The 20,646-nt window shown below is 66.2% G+C and carries 15 protein-coding genes; 5 read left to right on the top strand and 10 right to left on the bottom strand.

Translation table 11 applies throughout. From position 1 onward, the window contains the following. Nucleotides 1-71: 71 nt before the first annotated feature. From RIN49_RS05150 to RIN49_RS05115, 8 genes are all read right to left on the bottom strand, one after another. Nucleotides 72-314, bottom strand: a complete 243-nt coding sequence (locus RIN49_RS05150) for a YuzB family protein (protein WP_309119093.1) — start codon at nucleotides 312-314, stop codon at nucleotides 72-74. Then, nucleotides 311-1,246 (bottom strand): FTR1 family iron permease, encoded by a 936-nt coding sequence (locus RIN49_RS05145; protein WP_309119092.1) that lies wholly within the window; start codon nucleotides 1,244-1,246, stop codon nucleotides 311-313. The genes RIN49_RS05150 and RIN49_RS05145 overlap by 4 nt, the downstream gene beginning before the upstream one ends. Before the next feature lie 35 nt (nucleotides 1,247-1,281). Beyond that, nucleotides 1,282-2,778 carry a copper amine oxidase N-terminal domain-containing protein gene (locus tag RIN49_RS05140; RefSeq protein WP_309119091.1) on the bottom strand — a complete coding sequence of 499 codons (1,497 nt, stop codon included), beginning with the start codon at nucleotides 2,776-2,778 and terminating at the stop codon, nucleotides 1,282-1,284. A 36-nt stretch (nucleotides 2,779-2,814) separates the two neighbouring features. Beyond that, complete coding sequence (locus tag RIN49_RS05135) at nucleotides 2,815-3,882, bottom strand: hypothetical protein (RefSeq protein ID WP_309119090.1); 1,068 nt, start codon at nucleotides 3,880-3,882, stop codon at nucleotides 2,815-2,817. Nucleotides 3,883-4,312: 430 nt separating this feature from the next. Next, complete coding sequence (locus RIN49_RS05130) at nucleotides 4,313-5,815, bottom strand: nucleoporin-interacting protein (RefSeq protein ID WP_309119089.1); 1,503 nt, start codon at nucleotides 5,813-5,815, stop codon at nucleotides 4,313-4,315. Then, nucleotides 5,812-6,528 (bottom strand): glycosyltransferase family 2 protein, encoded by a 717-nt coding sequence (locus RIN49_RS05125; protein ID WP_309119088.1) that lies wholly within the window; start codon nucleotides 6,526-6,528, stop codon nucleotides 5,812-5,814. Before RIN49_RS05125 ends, RIN49_RS05130 begins: the two co-directional genes overlap by 4 nt. After that, nucleotides 6,525-8,027 (bottom strand): alkaline phosphatase family protein, encoded by a 1,503-nt coding sequence (locus tag RIN49_RS05120; protein ID WP_309119229.1) that lies wholly within the window; start codon nucleotides 8,025-8,027, stop codon nucleotides 6,525-6,527. The genes RIN49_RS05125 and RIN49_RS05120 overlap by 4 nt, the downstream gene beginning before the upstream one ends. Further along, entirely contained in the window at nucleotides 8,024-8,992 is a 969-nt protein-coding gene (locus RIN49_RS05115; protein ID WP_309119087.1) for a lysylphosphatidylglycerol synthase domain-containing protein, read from the bottom strand. The genes RIN49_RS05120 and RIN49_RS05115 overlap by 4 nt, the downstream gene beginning before the upstream one ends. Before the next feature lie 281 nt (nucleotides 8,993-9,273). On the opposite strand from RIN49_RS05115, the gene RIN49_RS05110 reads away from it, so the two are divergent. Together RIN49_RS05110 and RIN49_RS05105 are read left to right on the top strand one after the other, a co-directional pair. Beyond that, nucleotides 9,274-13,617, top strand: coding sequence for a DEAD/DEAH box helicase (locus RIN49_RS05110; protein ID WP_309119086.1), 4,344 nt, complete (start codon nucleotides 9,274-9,276; stop codon nucleotides 13,615-13,617). Nucleotides 13,618-13,724: 107 nt separating this feature from the next. Then, a complete protein-coding gene (locus RIN49_RS05105) occupies nucleotides 13,725-14,549 on the top strand; it encodes a prohibitin family protein (protein WP_309119085.1) in 825 nt (274 codons plus the stop codon). A gap of 84 nt (nucleotides 14,550-14,633) precedes the next feature. On the opposite strand, the gene RIN49_RS05100 is transcribed toward RIN49_RS05105, so the two are convergent. Both RIN49_RS05100 and RIN49_RS05095 read right to left on the bottom strand, forming a co-directional pair. Then, a complete protein-coding gene (locus RIN49_RS05100) occupies nucleotides 14,634-15,728 on the bottom strand; it encodes an ABC transporter permease (protein ID WP_309119084.1) in 1,095 nt (364 codons plus the stop codon). Continuing rightward, nucleotides 15,725-16,672, bottom strand: a complete 948-nt coding sequence (locus RIN49_RS05095; protein WP_309119083.1) for an ABC transporter ATP-binding protein — start codon at nucleotides 16,670-16,672, stop codon at nucleotides 15,725-15,727. The genes RIN49_RS05100 and RIN49_RS05095 overlap by 4 nt, the downstream gene beginning before the upstream one ends. A gap of 178 nt (nucleotides 16,673-16,850) precedes the next feature. Here RIN49_RS05095 and rlmD point away from each other — a divergent pair, with 178 nt between their 5' ends. From rlmD to RIN49_RS05080, 3 genes are all read left to right on the top strand, one after another. Next, nucleotides 16,851-18,431 (top strand): 23S rRNA (uracil(1939)-C(5))-methyltransferase RlmD, encoded by a 1,581-nt coding sequence (gene rlmD / locus RIN49_RS05090; RefSeq protein ID WP_309119082.1) that lies wholly within the window; start codon nucleotides 16,851-16,853, stop codon nucleotides 18,429-18,431. Nucleotides 18,432-18,643: 212 nt separating this feature from the next. Further along, entirely contained in the window at nucleotides 18,644-19,111 is a 468-nt protein-coding gene (locus RIN49_RS05085; protein WP_309119081.1) for a PH domain-containing protein, read from the top strand. Continuing rightward, nucleotides 19,098-20,576: a PH domain-containing protein gene (locus RIN49_RS05080; protein ID WP_309119080.1), complete on the top strand. Its 1,479-nt coding sequence runs from the start codon at nucleotides 19,098-19,100 to the stop codon at nucleotides 20,574-20,576. Before RIN49_RS05085 ends, RIN49_RS05080 begins: the two co-directional genes overlap by 14 nt. The last annotated feature ends 70 nt before the right edge of the window (nucleotides 20,577-20,646 follow it).

Below are 20,646 nucleotides of genomic sequence, written 5' to 3'. Positions count from 1 at the left end.
CGGCGGCGTTCCTGTTGAGAAACGGCAAAAAGAACGCGATCGCCATAGCGGCGACCGCGTTTTTTCCGAAACTATCCGGTTTTCGTCGAGACCAACAGCTTCTTCAGCTCGGCGTACAACGTGTCGGGGTCCTTCTTGCAGAGGAACGCTTCGCCCTTGCCGACCTCCGCGATCGCGCCTTTCTTGCAGGCGCCGCAGCGGCCGAGGCAGTCTTTCTTCTTCCACTTCACCTCGGGGAATTCGCCCTTCAGCGCCTTCACCGCCGATTTCCCGTCGCAGCGCTTCAAGTTTTTGCAGCAGACTTTGACCTTCATGCGCTCACCTTCACGGTTGAATTGTCGAGCGTCTCGACGGCGGCGCTCTCCTTCTTGCGCTGCCGGACGATTAACGCGAATACCAAGAAGTAGTATCCCCAATACGCGAGAAATTCCTCCACCGACGGGTCTTGCGTGTAGCCGAGGAACGCCTTGAAGAAGATGCCGACCTGCCCGTCGATCAACGGCGCGACGCCGTAATCCCGCAAGTAGTGCTCGTAATCCTGCGGATGCTCCGGCATGAGCCAGGTAAGATCGTACAGCGCGCCGATCTGTCCGCCCGGCGTCTTGTACAGCGTGCCGAGCATGCCGACGTCCTGCATGATCCCGACGCCCTGCACGAGCAGCCCCGCGGCGATCAGCACGAGGAACGCGCCCGTAATCTTAAAGAATTTGCCGAGCGGCACCTTGCGGGCGCCTCGGAAGAACGTCCACGCGACGGCGATCGCGACGACGAGCCCGAGCAGCGCGCCCCAGCTTCGGATCGCCTGCTCGATGTCGCCGCCCGAAATCGCCGCGAAGAAGAACACCGTCTCGATGCCCTCCCGCAGCGTAATCAGGTACGCGTGCACCAGCATGTTGATCACGCTGCCGGTCGTCAGGATAGCGGCGACCTTCGATTGCACTTCCCCGCGCATATCGCGCCCTTGCTTCGCCATGAACAAGATCATATGCGTAAGCAGCGCCGATGAAACGAGCAGAATGCCGATCTTGAGGTAAATATGGCTCGCCATCGCCGCGAAGCCGGTCAGCACCACTTGGAACGCCAACGCGACGCCGTAGCTCGAGAGGAGCGCCAGGAAGACGCCGAGCCACACCCACTTATTCCATTTGCTCTCGCCGATGCGCGTCAAGTAGGTGACGATCACACCGATAATCAACAGCGCTTCGAGCGCTTCGCGAAACGTGATGAGGAACGCTTGAAAATCCATGGATCGCCACCCCTTCCTCTATATGTTCCTGAAAATTATTCCGTAATCACGACTTCGCCGTTCGCGTAGAACACATTCTTGCCGAACAGCTCGGCGACCGCGCGAAGCGGAATGAAGCTGCGCCCGTCTTTCGTGACGACCGTCTGGTCGAGCTTCTTGGCCGGATCGACCGTTCCGTTCACGACGACTTCGTCCGAGCCGAGCTTCAGCTCGATCTTCTGTTCGCCCTTCGTCAGCGTCACGACTTGCGTCGCTTCGTCGAAGGCGACCGTCGCGCCGATCGCGTCCGAGATGAAGCGCGTCGGCACGAGCGTACGGTTCGTCTCGGCGTTGACGTAGGAGGCAGCGTCCACCTTTACCGCTTCGCCGTCGATCGTCAGCTCGTTCGAGCCGACCGCGAAGACGACGCCGTCCAGCTGCGCGATGATTTTCAGGTAGGCGACGACATGCGCGTTCGCCGCAGCCCGGTCGTTCGCTTCCACCGCCGCAAGGTATAGCTCCGCATGATCGAGCGCTTCGGCATACGCTTCTTCTCCGAGACGTTCCTTAATCAATACTTCTTCCGCGACGAGGAACATGTTGCCTTCCATCGCGTGCTCGATCGCCGCCTCGTGCTTGCCGTTCGGCAGCTCGTCGGTCAGCACGCGAGTCGCGTAGCCGCCGATCTTGCCGTTGAACATCGCCGCGAACCGCTGCTTCACCTCCGCCTCGTTCAGCTGCGCCGGGTCGCCGCTGCCGAACGCCGCGCGAACCGCGTCCGCGTCCGCCTTGCTGCCGCCGCTGAGCGAGTTGTAGATCGGCGCGAAGAAGAAGAACCCTTCCGTCATCTCGATCGCCGCGGTCGCTTCCGCCGCCGTCGGCGCCGTCTTCGCGTACTTGATCGCCGCGAGGTGGAACACCTTGATCAGCGACTTGTCGAACATTTGGCGGTAAATCTTGTACGTCAGTACGTCGCCTTCTTTCACCGCTTGCTGCAGCCCTTCCACTGCGATCGCGAGCGTGTCGACCGTCATGACGCCGTAGTCTTTATAGTAGTTGTCGCGCTTTTGCGCCGTCGGTTCCAGTACGCTTGCGTACAGCTCGATCGCTTTGTCGAGCGCCGCCGTCGCGGCCGCCTTGTCGCCCTTCTCCAGCGCGGGCAGCGCCTCGTAACGAGTGAGGTTCGTGATAACGCCGTAGAAATACCATTGCAAGCCCTTGTCGATCGCTTGCTTCGCTTGGCCTGCGCTAAGGTCGCCCTTGATCGCCAGGTCGAGCGTCTGCGTGACGAGCGTGTCGATCTCCGCGTTCACGACCTTCACGTCGGCCTGGAACTTCGCTTCGTACTCCGCCTTGACCTTGGCGAGATCGACCGGCGGCGCCGAAGCGTCGGCCGGGAACAACGCGAGAATGCTCTTGTAGGCGTCGCTCAGCGCGACTTGCGCCTTCACGTCCGTCGTCACTTCGAACGACGTCTGGGCCGCGAACGCCGCGGGTACGGAACCGAAAGCGAGCGATGCGGATAACAACAGTGCAATACTTTTCTTCATCATGATTAGCTCCTTTGGACTTATGTATAGGATGATTGCTCAGAATAGCTTCCGTTTCTTCGCGTAGACGATGCCGCCCGCGGCGGCGATCGCCACCGCGCCGATCACCGCGACGCTGACCATCGGGTTCGTGCGGCTCTGCCGTTCCATCGGCGCGTGGCCCGCCGCTTCCGGCTCCGCTGCTGCAGGCTCCGCGGCTGCGGCCGTCGTCTCCGCAGTTTCGGGCGCCGCTTCCTCTTCTGCCGCTGGAGCGTTCTCCGTCTCCGCTTGGGCCTCGGTCGGCGTTGCCTCCGGCTCCGGCTTCGCCTCCTCCGGCGCCGCCGTCGCGGCCGGCGCTTCTTCCTTCGCCGGTTCGGCCTCTGCCTTCGGCTCGGACGCGGCCGGCTTCTGCGCATCGGCAGCCGTCTTCATCGGCTCCGCCGTCTTGGCGGGCTCCGCCGTCTTGGCCGGATCCTCGGTCTTGGCAGGCTCGGCCGGAGTCGGCTTCGCCGGTTCGGCGGCGGTCGGCTGCCCCGCCGCGGCCGCCTGCAGCTTGAAAAGCGGCTTCAGCTTGCTCAAGATGAGGTCCGTCCTCGCCTTGAACGTCTCGGGATCGACGGGCTGTTCGCCGACGCCGAACAACCCGGGGTTGCCGAGCGCGGCCAGCGCCTCTTCGAACGCCGTCCGCACCGCCGCGTCCGTCGCGTCGTCTGCGACGTACGGCTGCAGCACGTCGTAAGTGCCCTTGGCCTTCGCAAGCAACAGCTTGGCGGCCGAATAGTCTTTCACGTCCTTATTCGCGTATTCGAAGCGCCGCGCCAGATTCAGGACGAGCAGCGCTTTGTAATTCGAGAGAAACCTTTCCTTGTCTTCGGCCTTGATGTCGGCCTCGAGCGTCGACGCCACGGACGCGCCGAAGTGCGACTCGATCTCGGGCCGGTGCACTTTATAAATTTCGCCGACCGCCGCCCAATCCGGCGCTCCGGACGGAAGCTTGGCGATCATCTCCTTCATCGCTTCGGCGATGACCTCTTGGCTCGGGTCGCCGTAGGAATAAGCGCCGACCTGCTGCGGGACGAGCAGAAGCAGCGCAACCGCGAGCAGCATGGATCGGATAGAACATTTCATGGCATTCCACGCCCTTCATGATGTGTTGAGGAGTGGTCGTCGTGTGTGAGAATGATTTTCAGTCCCGCCCCATGTGTAATGATAATCACTTTCAATTAGGCTGTCAACGAAAAAAATACATGTCCGGGGAAGGAAAAATCCATGTCCTCCCAAGCCCCTGTCGTTGCTGCGTGGAATTGTGGCGCGGTTCCGCAAATATTGGGGCGGCTTGCCTCGAAAATTGCGGAGCCGATACCCAATTGGCGTAACATTTCATCTCGTCAGCCGGCGGGGATGTGGAATTGTGGCGCGGTTCCCCAAATATAGGAGCGGCGTGCCTCGAAAATTGCGGAGTCGGTACCCAATCGGCGCAACATTTCATCTCGCCAACCCGCGGGGATGTGGAATTGTGGCGTGTAAAAACGAAAAAGAAAGCCCCCGTCGACGACGGTCAATCCGTCGGACGGAGGGCTTTCTCTTCCTCTTTCCACTCGTATAAGGTGATTTCGTGATACACCGGGTCGACGATCGCGTTCGAGACGAACGTGGCCACGGGCGCGAACGCAGACGCGACGTCGACGCCCTGCGCCGCGAAGCCTTCGACGACCTTGCCGGTCACATACGTTCGCCGGTCCGGCCGCGTGAGCCGCTCCTCCTCCGCAAGCGCGAACGTGTACACGCGCTTATGCGGATACGCGGCGCCCAAGTACCCCAGCACGCGCGTCTCCTCCCACGTAAGCAGCTGGAACGGCGCCTCGAGGCGCTCTGAAGCGTACCGGTGCAGCTGGACGACCGCCGGCGTCTCGGCATGCGCGGCGTCCAGCAGCCGCAGACCGGCGAACAGCTGCCCCGCCAACGCGGCGGCCATCGCCGCGGCGAAGACGGCCCGGCGGCCGCGGCAGGCGCGGTGCAGCCCCAGCGCGAGAAGCCACAGCGCCGGCCCGATGAGCGGCAGGATGTGCCGCGGCTTGTCGATGTTCTGGGCGAAGAGCGCCCAGAGGAAGTACGCGGCGCAAGCGGCGGCGAGCCAGCGCAATGCGGCGGCGTCGGGCAACGAGGCGCGACCCTGGCCGCGTCGGCCGGCGACGGCCGCGAGCGCGGCGACGGCGGCCGCAATCAGCGCGACTGCGCTCCAGACGCTGCCGCCGCACACGCCGATCCACAGCCAGTTCCGGAAGACGAGCGTCGCGAAGCGGGACGGCAGCGCCGGGGACGTCTCGGTCGTCGCCGCCCCGCCCCACTCGGCGAAGTGGCCGCGGGCGAACTCGACGCCGAGCGTCAAAAATCCGCCGAGACTCCCCTCGGTCACGACGAGCGCGGCGACCCAGACGAGCTGCGCCGCCGCCACGGCCAGCAGAAACCCGCAGGCACGCAGACGGCTCGAACGCCATTCCCGGACGAACAGCGGCAAGAGCAGCAGCCCGAACGCGGCGTACGACAAGCGGATGCCCATCAGCGCGCCGAACGCCGCGGCCGGCAGCAGGCGCACCGCGAAGCGCGGCGACCGGAAGGCGGCGAGCGCCGCATAGCCGAACCACCACAGCGCGCCGAGCGCGGCCGCCTCGGACATCGGCAGCGCGGCGGCGAGCCCCGCATAGGCGGACGCCTGCAGCAGCGCCGCCGCCGCGGCCGCGGGCCATGCGGGCAGCGCCGCCCTCGCGAGGGCGTACATCGGCCAGACGGCGCTCGCGTACGCCAGCGCGCCGACGCCCGCCAGCGCGGCGACCGCATCGCCCCCGAACCAAGGCCGCAGCGCCATGCCCGCCAATACGAAGAACGGGTACCCGGGGAAGTGCGGCTGCATCGCCAGCAGATCGAACCGGTCGAGCGCGAGCGCGAAGTCGACCGCGTCCCATGAGGAAGCATACGGCGAGGCGTACGCCAGGCGAAGCGCGCACAGCAGCGCCGCGAACGCCGCCGCCCACAAGAACGGGCGCTCCCGGAGCGGCGTCATCGCGGCGCCGCCTTCCGCCGCATCTCGCGCCAGATCGCCGGCAGCACCTTCCGGGCGTACGCTCGGAGCTTGATGAACGATTCTCCCTTCGTTCGCACTTGATACGGGATCGGCACCTCCGCGAGCCGGAATCCCTTCCGCACGAGATTGAGCGTCACGACTTGGGCGTAGTTGTAGTCATGGATAATTTCGGCATGGAGCATCGCTTCTCGGGAAAAGGCGCGCATCCCCGACTGCCCGTCGGTCAGCGTCACGGGACGGCCGACCGCCGCCAGCAGCGCCCGCTGCAGCCACGTGAACGCATAATTGCCGAGCCGTCGATGCCTCTTCATGCCGCGGATCGTGCCGGCGAAGCGCGAGCCGAGCACGTAATCCGCTTCGCCGCGAAGAATCGGCGCCACGAGCGCCGGGATCGACTCCGGCGGATATTCGTTATCGGCGTCGATCATGACGCCTACGTCCGCGCCGAGGCGCGCCGCCTCGGCCAACCCCTCGCGCACGGCGGCGCCGAGCCCGCGGTTGCGCGGCAGGCGCAGCACGAGATCGGCGCCGCAAGCGGACGCGACGGCAGACGTAGCGTCGGTCGAGCCGTCGTCGACGACGAGCGTGGTCACCTTCGCGCCCGCGACGGCGTCGCGCGGGATGCGCGGCAGCACGTCGGGCAATGACTCCGCCTCGTTATAGGCGGGGAGAAACACGACGATGTGCTTCATCGCTTCGACGCCCCTTCGCCGGACGGTTCGTCGCGGAACGTCTCGACGAGCGTCGGACCATGCGAAGAACTCGGGAACGGGCAGCCGAGCAGATGCGTAATCGTGGACGCTAACGATACGAGCGAATGCCGCGCTTCGATGCGACGCCCGCGCGCCACTCCGCGCCCCCAGACGAAAAACGGCACGAACCGTTCCCCTTCGTCCAGATGCCCGTGGCCGCCGATGCCGTCCGCTTGACCGTGATCGGCGCAGACGACGATCACGGCATTTTCCAACTTGCCGCTGGATTCCAGCTCCTTCACGAACGTCTCCGTCAGCTTGTCGACCGCCTCGATCTTCTCGATATAGTCGTCGTAGAACACCCCGCGGGAATGTCCCGTCTGATCCGTGCCGATGAATTGCACCGTCAGGAAGTCCGGATCCTGCTCCCGCACGACCTTCAGCGCGCGCTCGAGAATCGACGGGTCCGCCTCGTCATGCTTCATGACCGCCGTTATGCTCTCTACGTCGTCGCCGAATGCGTCGACGAGATGCGCGATGCCGAGCAGACGGCCTTTCTTGCCGCCGCGCCGCAGCGCGTCGAACACGCTCTCGACCTTCACGCCGTACCGGATGACGAGGTTCGACGCGATGCCGTGCTCGCGCGGGTACGCGCCGGTATGCATCGACGAGAAACAGACGACCGTACGAGCCGGATACACCGTCTCCATCTGCGTATACTCCGTCCCTTCGAGGCGAAGCTTGTCCAGGAACGGCGTGCGCGCTTCGAAGAATCGCTCCTTCCGCATCCCGTCGATGACGATCACGTACACGCGGCGGGCCAGCGGCTCGGTCGGCTCGGGATACCGGTCCTTCGTGAAGTAGTCGTACTCCTTCGGCTTCCAGTCGAACAAGTTCCGGTGCAAGATCCACGCGTACACGCCGACGCCCCCGATAAAGCCCCACGTCATCATTCCGTCGCTCGACGGCGACCATGCCTCGCCGAACCACCGATACGTCCATTCCCATAACGCAAGAATCAGGAGAAACTTCGGGACCTGCTCCTGCGCGTTGCCGCTCGTCGAGTCGCTATGCTTCAGCACGAGCTTCCAGAACCGCGCGAAGTTGTTCCACGGCGTGCCGATGCGCATTCGGTAGTAGAACGTGCCCCAGAAGAAGACAGTGAAGAAGAAGAAGAGTCCCGTCGCGAACAATGCCAGCCCGACGTCGAACGCCGGGTACCCCGGCGGCCACGGCAGCAGCACGTAGACGAGCAGCGGCAGCCATAAGTAGTTTCGTAAATAAAGAGGAAAATCGAAGTACATGTACAGCAGCAGCAGCGGCAGCACGATGATCAGCGAGATCAGGCCGACGAGCGCCTCGTTCGGCCGGGCGAGCCAATCCGCCGCATGGAACAAGAGGAAAACCCCGATCGTGAAAATGGGTAAAAACGACTTCCCCTCGTTCAGGAAGTTCCAGGCGCGGGCGGCCGTCTTTTCGAAGACGCCGACATTGTTCATTCGATCCATGGATCGGTCTCCTTCCGGCGGGCGAACCATTCGCGCCACTCGGGTAATGGAACGGGCAGCAGAAGCATCGTGAGAAGTCCTGCCGCGTAAGAAAAGGCGAATTTATAGCCGTGCGACAACAGGGCGACGGCGAACGCGTCGGAAGCGGACAGCCCGGCTCGCGAGAGCGCGTAGCTCATGGCGCTCTCGTAGCCGCCGATGCCGCCGGGGCCGACGTACGCGGGTCCGCCGGCGATCGTGAAGGCGTTCGCCCACAACGCCTCGAACGGGGCGAGCGCGCCGGGGACGGCGGCGACGGCGGAGGCGACGCCCCAGACGACGGCGGCCTCGAGCGCCCAGCTGGCGAGCACGAGCGCGGCGATGGCCGCTCCGCGGCTCCCGCGGAGCGCCTCGCGGGCGTAGCCGGCCTGCCGACGCGCGGCCGGCCACGGCAGCTTGTGCGCGCGGCGGAGCGCCAGCGCGCCCGCGGCGGCGACGGCGAGCACGGCCGCCGCCGTGACGTAGGCGGGCGTCGCCGCGCCCGCCCCGAGCAGCAGCGGCGCGCCCGCCGCCGCGAAGAGCGCCAGCGCCGCGAGGTCGAGCGCGCGCATCGCCGCGACGCTCTGCAGCGCGAGCGCGCCCGGCACCCCGCCGCGGCGCCACAGCACGCCGACGCGGGCGACATCGCCCGCCTTCACGGGCAGCACGTGGTTCAGCAGCAGGCTATAGATGAGGCCGTGATACAAGAGCGAGACGCGAGGGCGCATCGTCTTCGGCAAGTACAGCCGCCAAGCGACGGCCCGTAAGCCGAACGCGGCGGCGTATGCCGCCGTCATCGCGAGCGGCAGCTCCGGCCTCGCGGACAGGGCCCGCCACGCGTCCGTCAGCAGCATCGGATCGAGGTGGGCCCACAGCAGCCACGCGAACGCCGCGATCCCTGCGGCTTGGAAGATTCGCAATAGAATTCGTATTTTCATATGGACTCATTCTACTGATAACGATTCTCACGGTCAATGCGAAAATAAATGCTTCTATAACAACGCGAAAACCCGCCTTGCGCGAAGGCGGGTTCCATTCATAAAGGTTCTTTCGTTTATTGGATAGCGATGCAACGGAATCGCATGCAGCAGAAGCGAGACGCCGCTCCGATCGAACGCTCCGTCGCCGCCGCGTTCCGACGCGATTTTCTCCGCTCCGCGTGTGGTATAATTGCTTCATCCATATTTCGGAAAACGACGCCCTCCGGGAGGCCCGCCCTATGCTGCAAAAACCCCATCCGCTCGAACGGTTCCACCCCGTCCTGTCCGCCTGGTTCGCCCGCTCGTTCGGCGAACCGACCGACGTCCAGCTCCGCGCCTGGGACGCGATCCAGGGCGGCGGCCCTACGCTGATCGCCGCGCCGACCGGCTCCGGGAAGACGCTCGCCGCGCTGCTGCCCGGACTCGAGCTCGTCGCGCGCGCGAAGAACGGCCCCGAGCCGTCAGCGCCCGGCGTGCGCGTCCTCTACGTGACGCCGCTCAAGGCGCTGAACAACGACATCCACCATCACGTCGTCGGCTTCGCCGCGGAGCTGGACGCGCTCGCGACGGACGCGGGAAGCGGCGCTCCGTGGCGTCCGATTACCGCCGGCGTGCGCACCGGCGACACGCCGCAGAGCACGCGAGCCTCGATGCTGAAGCGGCCGCCGGACGTGCTCGTGACGACGCCGGAGTCGCTGTACCTGCTGCTGCTCGCGGAGAAAAGCCGGGAGATGCTGCGCACGGTCCGGTACGTCGTCGTCGACGAAATCCACGAGCTCGTGCCGAGCAAGCGCGGGGCGCATCTCAGTCTGTCGCTCGAGCGGCTGGCGCGGCTGCTAGAGGACGGCGGCGGCCAGGCGCCGCAGCGCGTCGGCGTCTCCGCGACGCAGAAGCCGCTCGAGACGGCGGCGGCGTTCCTCGCCGGCGCGGACGCGTCCGGCGCATTCCGCAAGGCCGCCGTCGTCGAGAGCGCGATGGACAAGGCGTACGACATCCGCGTCACGGTGCCGGACTACGCCGTCGCGACGCAGGACCGCGAGGCGGTCTGGCAGGCGCTGACGGACCGCGTGAAGCAGCTGATGGGCTCCGCGAAGACGGCGCTCGTCTTCGTTAACAACCGCCGGCTGTCCGAGCGCCTCGTGCTGCGCCTGAACGAGCGGTTCGGGGAAGGCTTCGCCCGCGCGCATCACGGCAGCGTCTCCCGCGAGCGGCGGCTCGAAGCCGAACGGCTGCTGAAGGCCGGCGAGCTGCGCTGCCTCGTCGCGACGTCGTCGCTCGAGCTCGGCATCGACGTCGGTCATATCGAGATCGTCATCCAGATCGACTCGCCGCTGTCGGCCGCTTCGGGCATCCAGCGCATCGGCCGCGCCGGGCACGGCGTCGGCGACACGAGCGTCGGCCGCATCCTCGTGCGCAGCCGCGGCGCGCTGCCCGAGACGGCCGTGCTCGCGCGCCTCGTCCGCGAACGCGACATCGAGCCGATCGCGATGACGGACGCCCCGGTCGACGTGCTCGCGCAGCAGCTGACGGCCGCCGTATCCGCCGCGCCGACGAAGGCCGAGGCGCTGCTGTCGCTCGTCCGCGGGGCGGCGCCCTACCGCGGGCTGCCGGAGGAGACATTTTACAGCGTATTGAACCTGCTCGCGGGATATTACCCGTTCGCGAAGCCCGTGCTCGACTGGAATCGGGACACGGGCGAGCTGACGGCGCGGAGCAACTCGCGCCTCGCCGCCATGACCGGCGCGGGCACGATTCCGTCGAGCGCGAATTACCCGGTCTACCACGGCGAGACGAAGCTGCAGCTCGGGGACCTCGAGGAAGAGTTCGTGCACGAGTCGAGCGTCGGGGACGTGTTCCAGCTCGGCGCCCACGCCTGGATGATCCGCGAGATCAAGCACGACCGCGTCATCGTCGGCGAGACCGCCAATCGCTACAGCGAGGTGCCGTTCTGGCGGGGCGACGCCGGCGGGCGCGGCTTCGCGCTGGGCGAACGCATCGGCGCGTTCGTGCGGGATCTCCTCGATCGCCTCGACAGGCAATCGGACCTGGAGCTCGCCGAATTTCTCGCACGGACGAGCGGCTTCGACGCTCGCGCATCGGAGGAGCTCGTCGATCTCGTCCGCCGGCAGGAGGCGACGTCGCACATGCCGACCGACCGGCGTCTCGTCGTCGAACGATACGAAGACGTGTCCGGACAGACGCATGTCGTCGTGCACAACTATTGGGGGCGGCGCGTCAACCGCGCGTGGCTTCTGGCGCTGCAGCGCATCTGGGACGAGTCCCTTCCGTTCCCGCCGTACGCGAACGCCAAGGATAACGGCATCGAGCTCGTCTTTCGCTCCTGGCAAGCCGACGCGCTGCCGAGGCTGTGGGCGCTGACGCCGGAGACGGCGGAGGCGGCGCTCGCGGAGGCGGTGCCGTCGTCCGCGATGTTCGCCGTGACGTTCCGGCGCATGGCCGAGACGGCGCTGCTGCTCTCCCGCGGTTTCGCGCGCGTGCCGTCATGGCAGAAGCGCATTCGCGCCGAAGAGTTGCTTCAAGCGTCGCTCCCGTTCGCGGAGAAATTCCCGCTGTTCGGCGCGGCGCTCGAGGAATGCCTGCGCGAGCTGGACGTCGCGAGCCTGAAGCGCGCGCTGCGCCGGCTGAACGGCGGCGAGATCGAAGTCGTCTCGGTCGAGAGCGACGCGCCGTCGCCGCTGGCCGTGCAGTTCACGCTCGATTACGTGGCGCAGATGCTGTACGAAGGCGACGCGCCGAGCGAGGAGCTTCGGCGGCAGCTGCAGCAGGTCAGCCGAGACATGGCGGAGCGGTTGTTCGGCGAGGAGCGGACGAAGCTCTCCCTCGATCCGGCTGCGCTCGAAGCCGAAGCGGAGCGCCTCGAAACCGGCGGCCGCCCGGTCGCCGGACCGGAGGACGTGCCGACGCTGTTGAAGCGTCGAGGCGACTTGTCCGCGGCGCAGCTCGAGAAGATCGCCGGACCGGACGCCGCCCGGTGGACGGAGGCGGCCGTCGCGGCGGGCCGCGTCGCGACGGCGCGCGTCGCCGGCGAGACGCGATATATCGCCAGGGACGAGGTCGAGACGTACGCGCGATTCCCCGCCGACCCGGAGGCGGCGGCGTTCGTGCTGCTGCGATACATCGACGGGGTCGTCGGCTTTACGGCGGAGGAGCTCGCGGAACGGTTCGGGCTCGCGCGCGCCGACGCCGACGCCCAGGTCGAACGCTGGGCCGCCGAAGGCCGGATCGAGCCCGCGCCGTTCGAAGTCCCTAGCTCGGGCGTCCCGACGTATTGGAGCAGCCGCAAGGTGGCCGCCCGCCTCGTGCGGCTATCGCTCGCCGCGGTGCGCGGCGGCGCGGCGCCCGTCGAGCCGGCGCGCTGGCAGCGGCTGCTGCTCGCGCGCCACGGCCTCGACCGGCCCGCGGCGGCGGCCGGCGCCGACGCGCTGCGCGCCGCCCTCGCGCCGCTGCAAGGGCTGTTCCTCCCCGCCGCGCAATGGGAGTCGACGATTTTGCCGGCGCGTCTCCCCGGCTACCGCAAGGACGAGCTCGACCTGCTGTGCGCGTCCGGCGAGCTCGTCTGGCTCGGCCGGCGGCGCCCCGGCGAGAAGGAGGGCCGCATCGCCTTCTTCCTCGCCGGGTCGGAGCGCCTGACGGAGGGCGCCTTGACGTTCGGCGACGCTCATCGAGACGCCGAGTCGGCCCACCCCGAGCTGCTCGAGCTGCTCCGACAGCGGGGCGCTTCGTTCCTGACGCGCCTGTCGGCCGACGCCGGCGAACCGCCGTCCGCGCTGCTGCCGAAGCTCGTAGAGCTCGTCTGGGAGGGCCGCGTCGCGAACGATCAATTCGCGCCGATCCGCAACTTCCTGCTCGCGAAGGGCGGGCTCCACCCGAAGCTCGGCTCGGGCCACGGCCGCTGGTACGCGGTCGAGACGCCGTCTCGGGAGCCGAACGAAGAACAGGAGCGCGCCGTCGCCTGGGCGAAGCAGCTGCTGCTCGCGTTCGGCGGCGTCACCTCCACGATCGTGAACGCGTACGCCCCGTTCGGTTGGGACGCCGCCCAACCGCTCTTCAAGCAGCTCGAGGAGTGGGGCGTCGTCGCGCGCGGCTTATTCGTCGAAGGCGTGACGATGCTGCAGTTCATGGAGCGCGAGAGCGTTTCCGCGCTGCGCGGCTGGGAGACGCCGCCTCTCGCGGAAGCGGCCCCGACCGGCGTCGTCGCGCTCGTCAGCGCGGCGGATCCGGTCGTCCCGTACGGCGTCGCGGTTCCTTGGCCGGACATCCCCGGCGCCGACTTCGCCAGGAAGCCCGGCAATTACCTCGTCTTCGCGGACGGCGTCTGGCGGTACTGGCTCGAATCGAACGGCAAGCATATCGTCCGCATGACCGAGCCGGCCGACGAGGCCGCGACGCTGTTCCCGGCGCTGAGGCAGCTCCTGCGCCGCGGCGGGCTGAAGCGCATCCGCATCGAGACGTGGAACGGCCGCAGAGCCGCGGACGCCGAAGACGCCGTCCGGCCGCTGCTCGAGCGCGGCGCCGACCGCGACGGCGGATCCCTCGTCCTATGGCCGAGCAGTCTCGGGTAGAACGTCCCGGACTTCATGCGGAAGACGGACAGTCGCCAATAACTTCTTGCAACGCGGGATCATTCCTTAACGTATGAAAGGATTATATATCTTAAGGAGTGGTCCGTTTGAATCCTGAGAACGTCGTAAGAATGCCGAACCCCAGAAATGTGTCCCGCATCGCGATCGGCGTATTGATCGTGATCGTTCTCGCTATCGTCGGCTTCCGTTCTTTCACGATCGTGGAAGCGGGCCATCGCGGCATCGTGCTTCAGCTCGGCGCGGTGCAGCCGCAAGTGTTGTCGGAGGGCCTGCACTTCGTCGTACCGTTCATTCAGACGGTCGTCCCGGTCGAAGTACGCGTGCAGAAAGCCGAATCGAGCCAAGTATCGGCAAGCCGCGACCTGCAGACGGTGACGACGACGCTCGCCGTGAACTATCACTTGGACGGCGGCACGGTGAACAGCTTGTACCAAAACGTGGGCTTGGAGTATAAAGCCCGTATCGTCGACCCGGCGATCAGCGAGGCGCTCAAGGCCGTGACGGCGCAATATACGGCGGAGGACTTGATCTCCAAGCGTTCCGAAGTAAGCGCCATGGTGAAGGAAGCCCTAACCGCCAAGTTGGGCATGTATAATATGATCCTCGACGAAATTAACATTACCGAATTCAAGTTCTCGGAAGAGTTCGACCGGGCGATCGAGCAGAAGCAAATCGCGGAGCAGCAGGCGTTGAAGTCGAAGCTGGACCTCGAGCGCATCAAGATCGAGAAAGAGCAGGAGATCACCAGAGCCCAGGCGCAAGCCGAAGCGCTGCGGCTGCAGAAGCAAGAAGTAACGCCGGAGCTGATCCAATTGCGTCAGATCGAAGCGCAGCTCAAGGCGATCGAGAAGTGGAACGGTCAGCTGCCGAACGTAACCGGCGGAGCGACGCCGTTCATTAACGTAGACTAACGACGGAACGCGAATAACCGCCCTCCTCCCGAATCGAGCAAGGAACGGGAGAGGGCGGTTTTTTTCACGATTGGATTTTCGGTCTTACTCCCACTTGAACGTCCAGCTCGCGACGGCGAACGCCAAGACGAGCCACCCGCCGAGGATGAGCGTCTCGCTCCAGAGCGCGCCGAGGCCGGCTCCGACGTTCATGACCGACCGCAGCGCGTCGGACAGATGCACGATCGGCAGCGCGTGCACGATCGGCTGCAGGAAATCCGGCATGTTCCGCACCGGGAAGAACACGTTCCCGAGAAACATAAGCGGGAACGAGATGAGCCCGGCGATCGGACCTGCGCTCTCCGGCGTCTTCGCGACGCCCGCGATGATGAAGCCGATCGACATGAAGACGAGCGTGCCGAGCACGATGTAGAACAGCACGAGCGCCCAGGAGCCGCTCACCTTCGTGCCGAAGACGAGCGCGGCGATGAGCAGCACGATGACCGCCTGCAGCCCGTTCAGGATGAGCCGCGCCGTAATTTGCGCCGCGATGAACGTGCGCGCCTTCAAGGTCGTGCTCTGCATGCGCCGCAGCACGCCTCGCTCGCGCCACGAGGAGATCTGGCCGGCGACGCCGTTCAAGTTCGTCGACATGATCATCATCGCGAGAATGCCGGGCACGAGGAAGTCGATGTACCGGAGGCCCAGCGACCGCACCGGCTGCGACGCCACCGCGACCGCCGGCTCGTACCCGGTGATCTCCTTGCTGATGCCGTCGACGACGCCGCTGACGTACTGGACGCCGAGCTGCGCGACGGTCATGTTCTGCTCTTCGTAAAACACGTCGACCGCGGCCGCTTCCCCGCCGGCGGCCATCGCCGCCGCGAAGCCGGCCGGCAGCACGACGACGAGCTGCGTGTCGCCTTGGCGCAGCGCCTCGAGCGCGGCCTCCGGATCCTCGCCCGCCGACAGCCCGAGCGCTTCGACGCCGAGCAGCGCGTCCGCGACGACCGCCGACGCCTCGCTCGCATCCTCGTCCACGACGTATCCGCTTAACGACACGTCGCCGCCGTCGAGCATCGTGCCGAGGCCGATCATCATCAGAATCGGAAAGAACATCGTAAAGAACAACATCTGCCGATTGCGCAGAAACAACGTCAGCTGCGCCTTCGTCAGTTGGACATACGCGTTTCGCTTCATGACTCTCTCAAGCTCCTTCCCGTCATCTGGATGAACACGTCCTCCAGCGTCGCCGTTCGCGTGCTGAGGCCTTCCAGCTGCAGGCCGTGCGCCTCCGCGCCGGACACGAGCGCCGTCAGCGACGCCTGCAGATCGCTCGTGTACAGGACGAAGCCCTCCTGCCGTTCCTCCACGCTCGTCGCCGCGGCGATGCCGCGCAGCCAGCCGCGCGTCCGCTCCTGCCGATCGCCGGGCATCGCGGCGAAATCCGGCACGCGGAATTCGATCGTCTTGTCGGCCGAGAGACCCCGGATCAAGTTCGCCGGCGTGTCGAGCGCGACGACGCGGCCTTGATCCATCAGACAGATGCGATCGCATAGAATGTGCGCTTCGTCCATATAGTGCGTGCTGAGCACGATCGTCTTCCCCTGCTCCTTCAGCCGGAGCACGATGTCCCAGAGCGTCCGCCGCGCCTGCGGATCGAGTCCCGTCGTCGGTTCGTCCAAGAAGACGACGAGCGGGTCGTTCACGAGCGCCAGCGCGACGGCGAGCCGCTGCTTCTGGCCGCCGGAGAGATGCTTGACGCGGCCGGACGCCTTGTCCGTCAAAATCATGCTTGTAAGCAGCGGCTCGACCGGCACCGACTCCTTATAGAAGCTCGCATACATCTCGGTAATTTCCCGCACGGTGAGCAAGTCGAACAGCGACGTCGACTGCAGCTGAACCCCGATGATCGCCTTCACCTTCTCCAGCTGCAACACCGTATCGAAGCCGTTCACGAGCGCGCGCCCGCCGTCGGGCCGCCGGAGCCCTTCGATCATCTCCATCGTCGTCGTCTTGCCGGCGCCGTTCGGCCCGAGCAGTCCGAACACTTCCCCGCGCCTCACTTGGAAACTCACGCCGTTCACCGCCGTGAACGCGCCGTACCGCTTGACGAGACCGTCGGCCTCGATGACATATTCCACCTTTATCCCGCTCCCTCCGCATCCGTTCCCAGCTTTCTACGTAATTATCCTACCTCACGGCTCGATCGTTTACAAAAAATTCCTCCCCCCGTCCGCCGTTGGGACCGAACCGCCGATGTGGTAAAGTGATAGGTACGAACTCATTTCAAGCGAGGAACGAACGGAGAGACAAGTACCTATGGCGAAAACGAACCCCCCGCGCCCACGCCCGCGCCCGGCCTCGGGACCGGCCCCCGTGTCCGCCGCCGACGCGGACAAGCTGAACCCCGGCGATACGGTCGTCGTCACGATCAAGCGGCTCGGCATCAACGGCGAAGGCGTCGGTTATTACAAGAAGAAAGCGATATTCGTGAACGGCGCGCTGCCCGGCGAGGTCGTAAGGGTCCGAGTCGCGAAGGTCGAGCCTAGGCTGCTGTACGGCGAGGCGGTCAAGACGGAGAAGCGCTCCCCCGATCGGGCGAAGCCGTTCTGCGCGTGGTACGACGATTGCGGCGGCTGCTCGCTCCAGCATCTGGCCTACGAAGGACAGCTTCGCGAGAAGGAGTCGCTCGTCCGAGAAGCGTTCGCCCGTTACGCGGGCATCGAGGCGGACGCCCTGCCGCTCGCGCCGATCGTCGGCATGGACGAGCCCCGCGCGTACCGGAACAAGGCGCAGCTCCAGCTCGGGCTCGGCCCGAACCGAGAGGTGCTCGCCGGGCTGTACGCGTCGGGCTCGCGGCGGCTCGTCGACATCGCCGGCTGCCCCGTGCAGCGCACGGCCGTGAACGACGTCATGCAGACGGTCAAGCGCATCGTGCAGTCGCTCGGGCTGCCGCTCGCCGACGCGTCAGGCTACGGCCGCGCCCTGGAGACCGCGCCGGAGGACGGCGAGTTCGCCGTGCGGTCGGGCGGACGGACGGCGGAGCGCAACGCCCGCGGCGGCGCTCGCACGGCCCGGCGCGGCCCGTCCGCGCTGCGCACGGTCGTGGCGCGCGCGGCGGCATCGACCGGCGAGACGCAGCTGACGTTCGTGACGACGGGCGCCGAGCTGCCGAGCGAGCGGGCGCTCGTCGCCGAGCTGCGGCGCGCGCTGCCGAACGTGGTCTCGATCGCGCACAACGTGAACGGCGAAGACACGCCGCTCGTCTTCGGCGAGAAGACGCGCATCGTCTGGGGCGCGGAGCGCATGAAGGAGACGCTCGGCGACCTGACGTTCGAGCTGTCCCCGCGCGCCTTCTTCCAGCTGAACCCGTCGCAGACGGTTCGGCTGTACGAGCGCGCCCGGGCGGCCGCCGCCCTGACCGGCGGCGAAACGGCCGTCGACGCCTATTGCGGCGTCGGCACGATCTCGCTCTGGCTCGCCCGAGCGGCCGGGGAAGTGCGCGGCATCGAGGCCGTGCCCGAAGCCGTAGAGGACGCGCGCCGCAACGCCGCCGCGAACGGCGTCGACAACGCCTCGTTCCACGTCGGCTTGTCGGAGGAGCTGCTGCCGCGCTGGGCCGAGAGCGGGTTCCGCCCCGACGTCGTCGTCGTCGACCCGCCCCGCTCCGGCTGCGATCGCCGGCTGCTCGACGCGCTGCGGCGCGTGCGCCCGAAGCGGATCGTCTACGTCTCGTGCAATCCGTCGACGCTCGCGAAGGACGCCGCGGCGCTGCTCGCGGGCGGCGCGTACCGGCTCGCCTCGGTCGAACCGGTCGATATGTTCCCGCACACCGCGCATGTGGAATGCGTCGTCGCGTTCGACCGCGGCGCCGAGGGGAATCGGCATATATCGCTCTAACGCTTGCCGAATAGAGCCCCGGGTCGATGACCTGGGGCTCCTTTCGTTGATGTCCCGGTTCGGATGTACGAACGCGCGCCGACGGCGTGTATCGCGCGGAACGAGGCGGAACCGTCTCGCACGATCACCGTATTGCGTGTTAGGATGATGCCGGGAACGTTAGAACTTGATTTTGGACCGATCCAGTAGACCAAAGAAGGAGTGCGACCATCTTGAAGACCATCGACCCACGGGCGGTGCAAGCCCGACGAACGGAAGGCTGGATCGCCAGCGCGGCCGATGTGACCGGTCTCGTCATTCTCGGCGCACTGACGGCGAGGTTCGACTGGCCGACCTGGATCCCCGCCGCGGCGGCCGCCTTCTCGGCCCTATTCGTCGGCGTTGAGCTGATCGTCATGCCGAGGCTGCTCTATCGCACTTGGAGGTACAACGTCACGGAGAAAGAGATCGAGTTGCAGCACGGATTATGGGTGAGGAAGCGCTCCTCGATCCCGATGTCGCGAATTCAGCATGTCGACTCGAAGCAGGGACCGATTCAGAAGCGGTACGGATTGTCGACCGTCACGTTCGCCACGGCGGCCGGCAGCCACCGCATTCCGGCGCTGTCCGAGGAAGAAGCCGATCGCGTGCGCAAGCAGATTGCCGAATGGGCAGGGGTAGCCGAGCATGAAGAACGCTGAATCGGTCGGGGAAGCTCCCGCAGGCAAGCGCCTTCACCCCGTGTCGATGCTCTATTTTCTGTTCCGTTCCGGGAAGGAGCTGTCCGGCTTGCTGCCGCTCATTCCCGCCGTCATATGGGGCGCCGACAAGCTGCTCGGCCGATCGATCGAACGAGGGTCGCTCACGGCCTTCGTCGTCGCGGGCGCCGCCATGTTGTTGATTTCCGTAGCCTGGATTCGCTGGCTGCGCTTCCGATACCGAGTAGGGCAGGGCGTTCTGTATATTGAGCAAGGGTTATGGGTTCGTCGGAAAATGTGGATCGCCCAGGATCGCATTCAGTCCCTGGATACGACGGTCGCCGTGTACGATCGCCTCTTCGGCTTGGTCCGGCTGGAGGTGGAGACGGCCGGAGGAGACGAGAACGCCGTACTCAGCTCCATCGCGGCGGCGGAGGCGGCCCGCATTCAGGCCGCGTTGGGCTTAGGCGGCGACGCGGCGTCCGAGGACGCTGAAGAAACCCCTGCCGAGCGCCTTCTTCCGAGCGGCGGCGCTCGGAGCATGCGCTTTTCGCTCCGCCGAACGCTGCTTCTGAGCGTCGCCAGCGGCAAGTTCCTGCTGATCTGGACTGTCGTCGTCGGCGGCGGAGTGCAGCTGTGGGACGAATGGCTGCGGAAAACCGAAATCTGGGACGCGATGTCCGGCCCGTTGTTCGCCGCCGGCCTCCCTCTTGCGATCGGCGCCTTCGCCGCCGCGACGTGGGCGTTCGCCGTCGCGGTCACCTTCCTGCTGACGTACGGGTTCCGGCTCGAGGCGGAAGGCGATACGCTGACGATCGAGCGAGGAGTGCTGGAGAAGAAACGCAGGGTCATCGCGTCTCGGCGCATCCAGGCGGTGCAGGTGACGGAGCACGCCCTGCTTATGCCGTTCCGTATGGCCTCCGTCAGAATCGTGATCGCGGGCGGCTCGGATGACGAGAACAAGACCGTCGACGTCTTCCCGCTCCTTCGCGTCTCGGAGCTGCCGAAATTATTCGAAACGTTCTTGACGGACTACCGCTGGCCGGGATCGTGGAAGCCCGTCGGCAAGAAGGCCTATAACAGTTATGCCTTGTTCCCCGCGCTGCTCGCGTCGCTTGCGGCGGCGGCCGCCATCGTCTGGCTGCCGACCGATTGGCGCTGGTGCGCGCTCCTGCTCCCGCCGGTCGTATGGGCCTTCGGCTTCATGGCATTCCGTCAAGCGGCTTGGTCGCGGGAGGAGGGGCTGCTTGCTCTCCGCAACGGGGCATTTTCCAAAAAGACGGTGTTGATCCCGCGCCCTCGCGTGCAATGGCATCGCCGCTCGCAGACGCCGATGCAAAAAGGGAAGCAGCTCGCTACCCTTAAGGTCGCTATAGCGGCGGGGAAATCCGGAACGGCTTTCTCGCTAAGGCATGCCGACGCCGACGACGTCCGCGCGCTGTCGGATTGGCTATCGAGGAAGAGGTAAGCCGAGAAGCGGCTGACGCCGTTCCCCATAAACCGCGAAGATGGCCCAGAACTCCGTCAATGCGCGGAGC

Source organism: Paenibacillus sp., assembly GCF_031177825.1.
Classification (GTDB): domain Bacteria; phylum Bacillota; class Bacilli; order Paenibacillales; family YIM-B00363; genus Paenibacillus_AE.
This window is presented reverse-complemented; position numbering and strand designations above follow the sequence as displayed.

Excerpts from the sequence above, each read along its gene's own strand:
- RIN49_RS05150 (WP_309119093.1), bottom strand. The coding sequence starts at position 314 with ATGAAGGTCAAAGTCTGCTGCAAAAACTTGAAGCGCTGCGACGGGAAA.
- RIN49_RS05140 (WP_309119091.1), bottom strand. The coding sequence starts at position 2,778 with ATGATGAAGAAAAGTATTGCACTGTTGTTATCCGCATCGCTCGCTTTC.
- rlmD (WP_309119082.1), top strand. The coding sequence starts at position 16,851 with ATGGCGAAAACGAACCCCCCGCGCCCACGCCCGCGCCCGGCCTCGGGA.
- RIN49_RS05115 (WP_309119087.1), bottom strand. The coding sequence starts at position 8,992 with ATGAAAATACGAATTCTATTGCGAATCTTCCAAGCCGCAGGGATCGCG.
- RIN49_RS05130 (WP_309119089.1), bottom strand. The coding sequence starts at position 5,815 with ATGACGCCGCTCCGGGAGCGCCCGTTCTTGTGGGCGGCGGCGTTCGCG.
- RIN49_RS05125 (WP_309119088.1), bottom strand. The coding sequence starts at position 6,528 with ATGAAGCACATCGTCGTGTTTCTCCCCGCCTATAACGAGGCGGAGTCA.
- RIN49_RS05145 (WP_309119092.1), bottom strand. The coding sequence starts at position 1,246 with ATGGATTTTCAAGCGTTCCTCATCACGTTTCGCGAAGCGCTCGAAGCG.
- RIN49_RS05100 (WP_309119084.1), bottom strand. The coding sequence starts at position 15,728 with ATGAAGCGAAACGCGTATGTCCAACTGACGAAGGCGCAGCTGACGTTG.
- RIN49_RS05135 (WP_309119090.1), bottom strand. The coding sequence starts at position 3,882 with ATGAAATGTTCTATCCGATCCATGCTGCTCGCGGTTGCGCTGCTTCTG.
- RIN49_RS05080 (WP_309119080.1), top strand. The coding sequence starts at position 19,098 with ATGAAGAACGCTGAATCGGTCGGGGAAGCTCCCGCAGGCAAGCGCCTT.
- RIN49_RS05110 (WP_309119086.1), top strand. The coding sequence starts at position 9,274 with ATGCTGCAAAAACCCCATCCGCTCGAACGGTTCCACCCCGTCCTGTCC.
- RIN49_RS05120 (WP_309119229.1), bottom strand. The coding sequence starts at position 8,027 with ATGAACAATGTCGGCGTCTTCGAAAAGACGGCCGCCCGCGCCTGGAAC.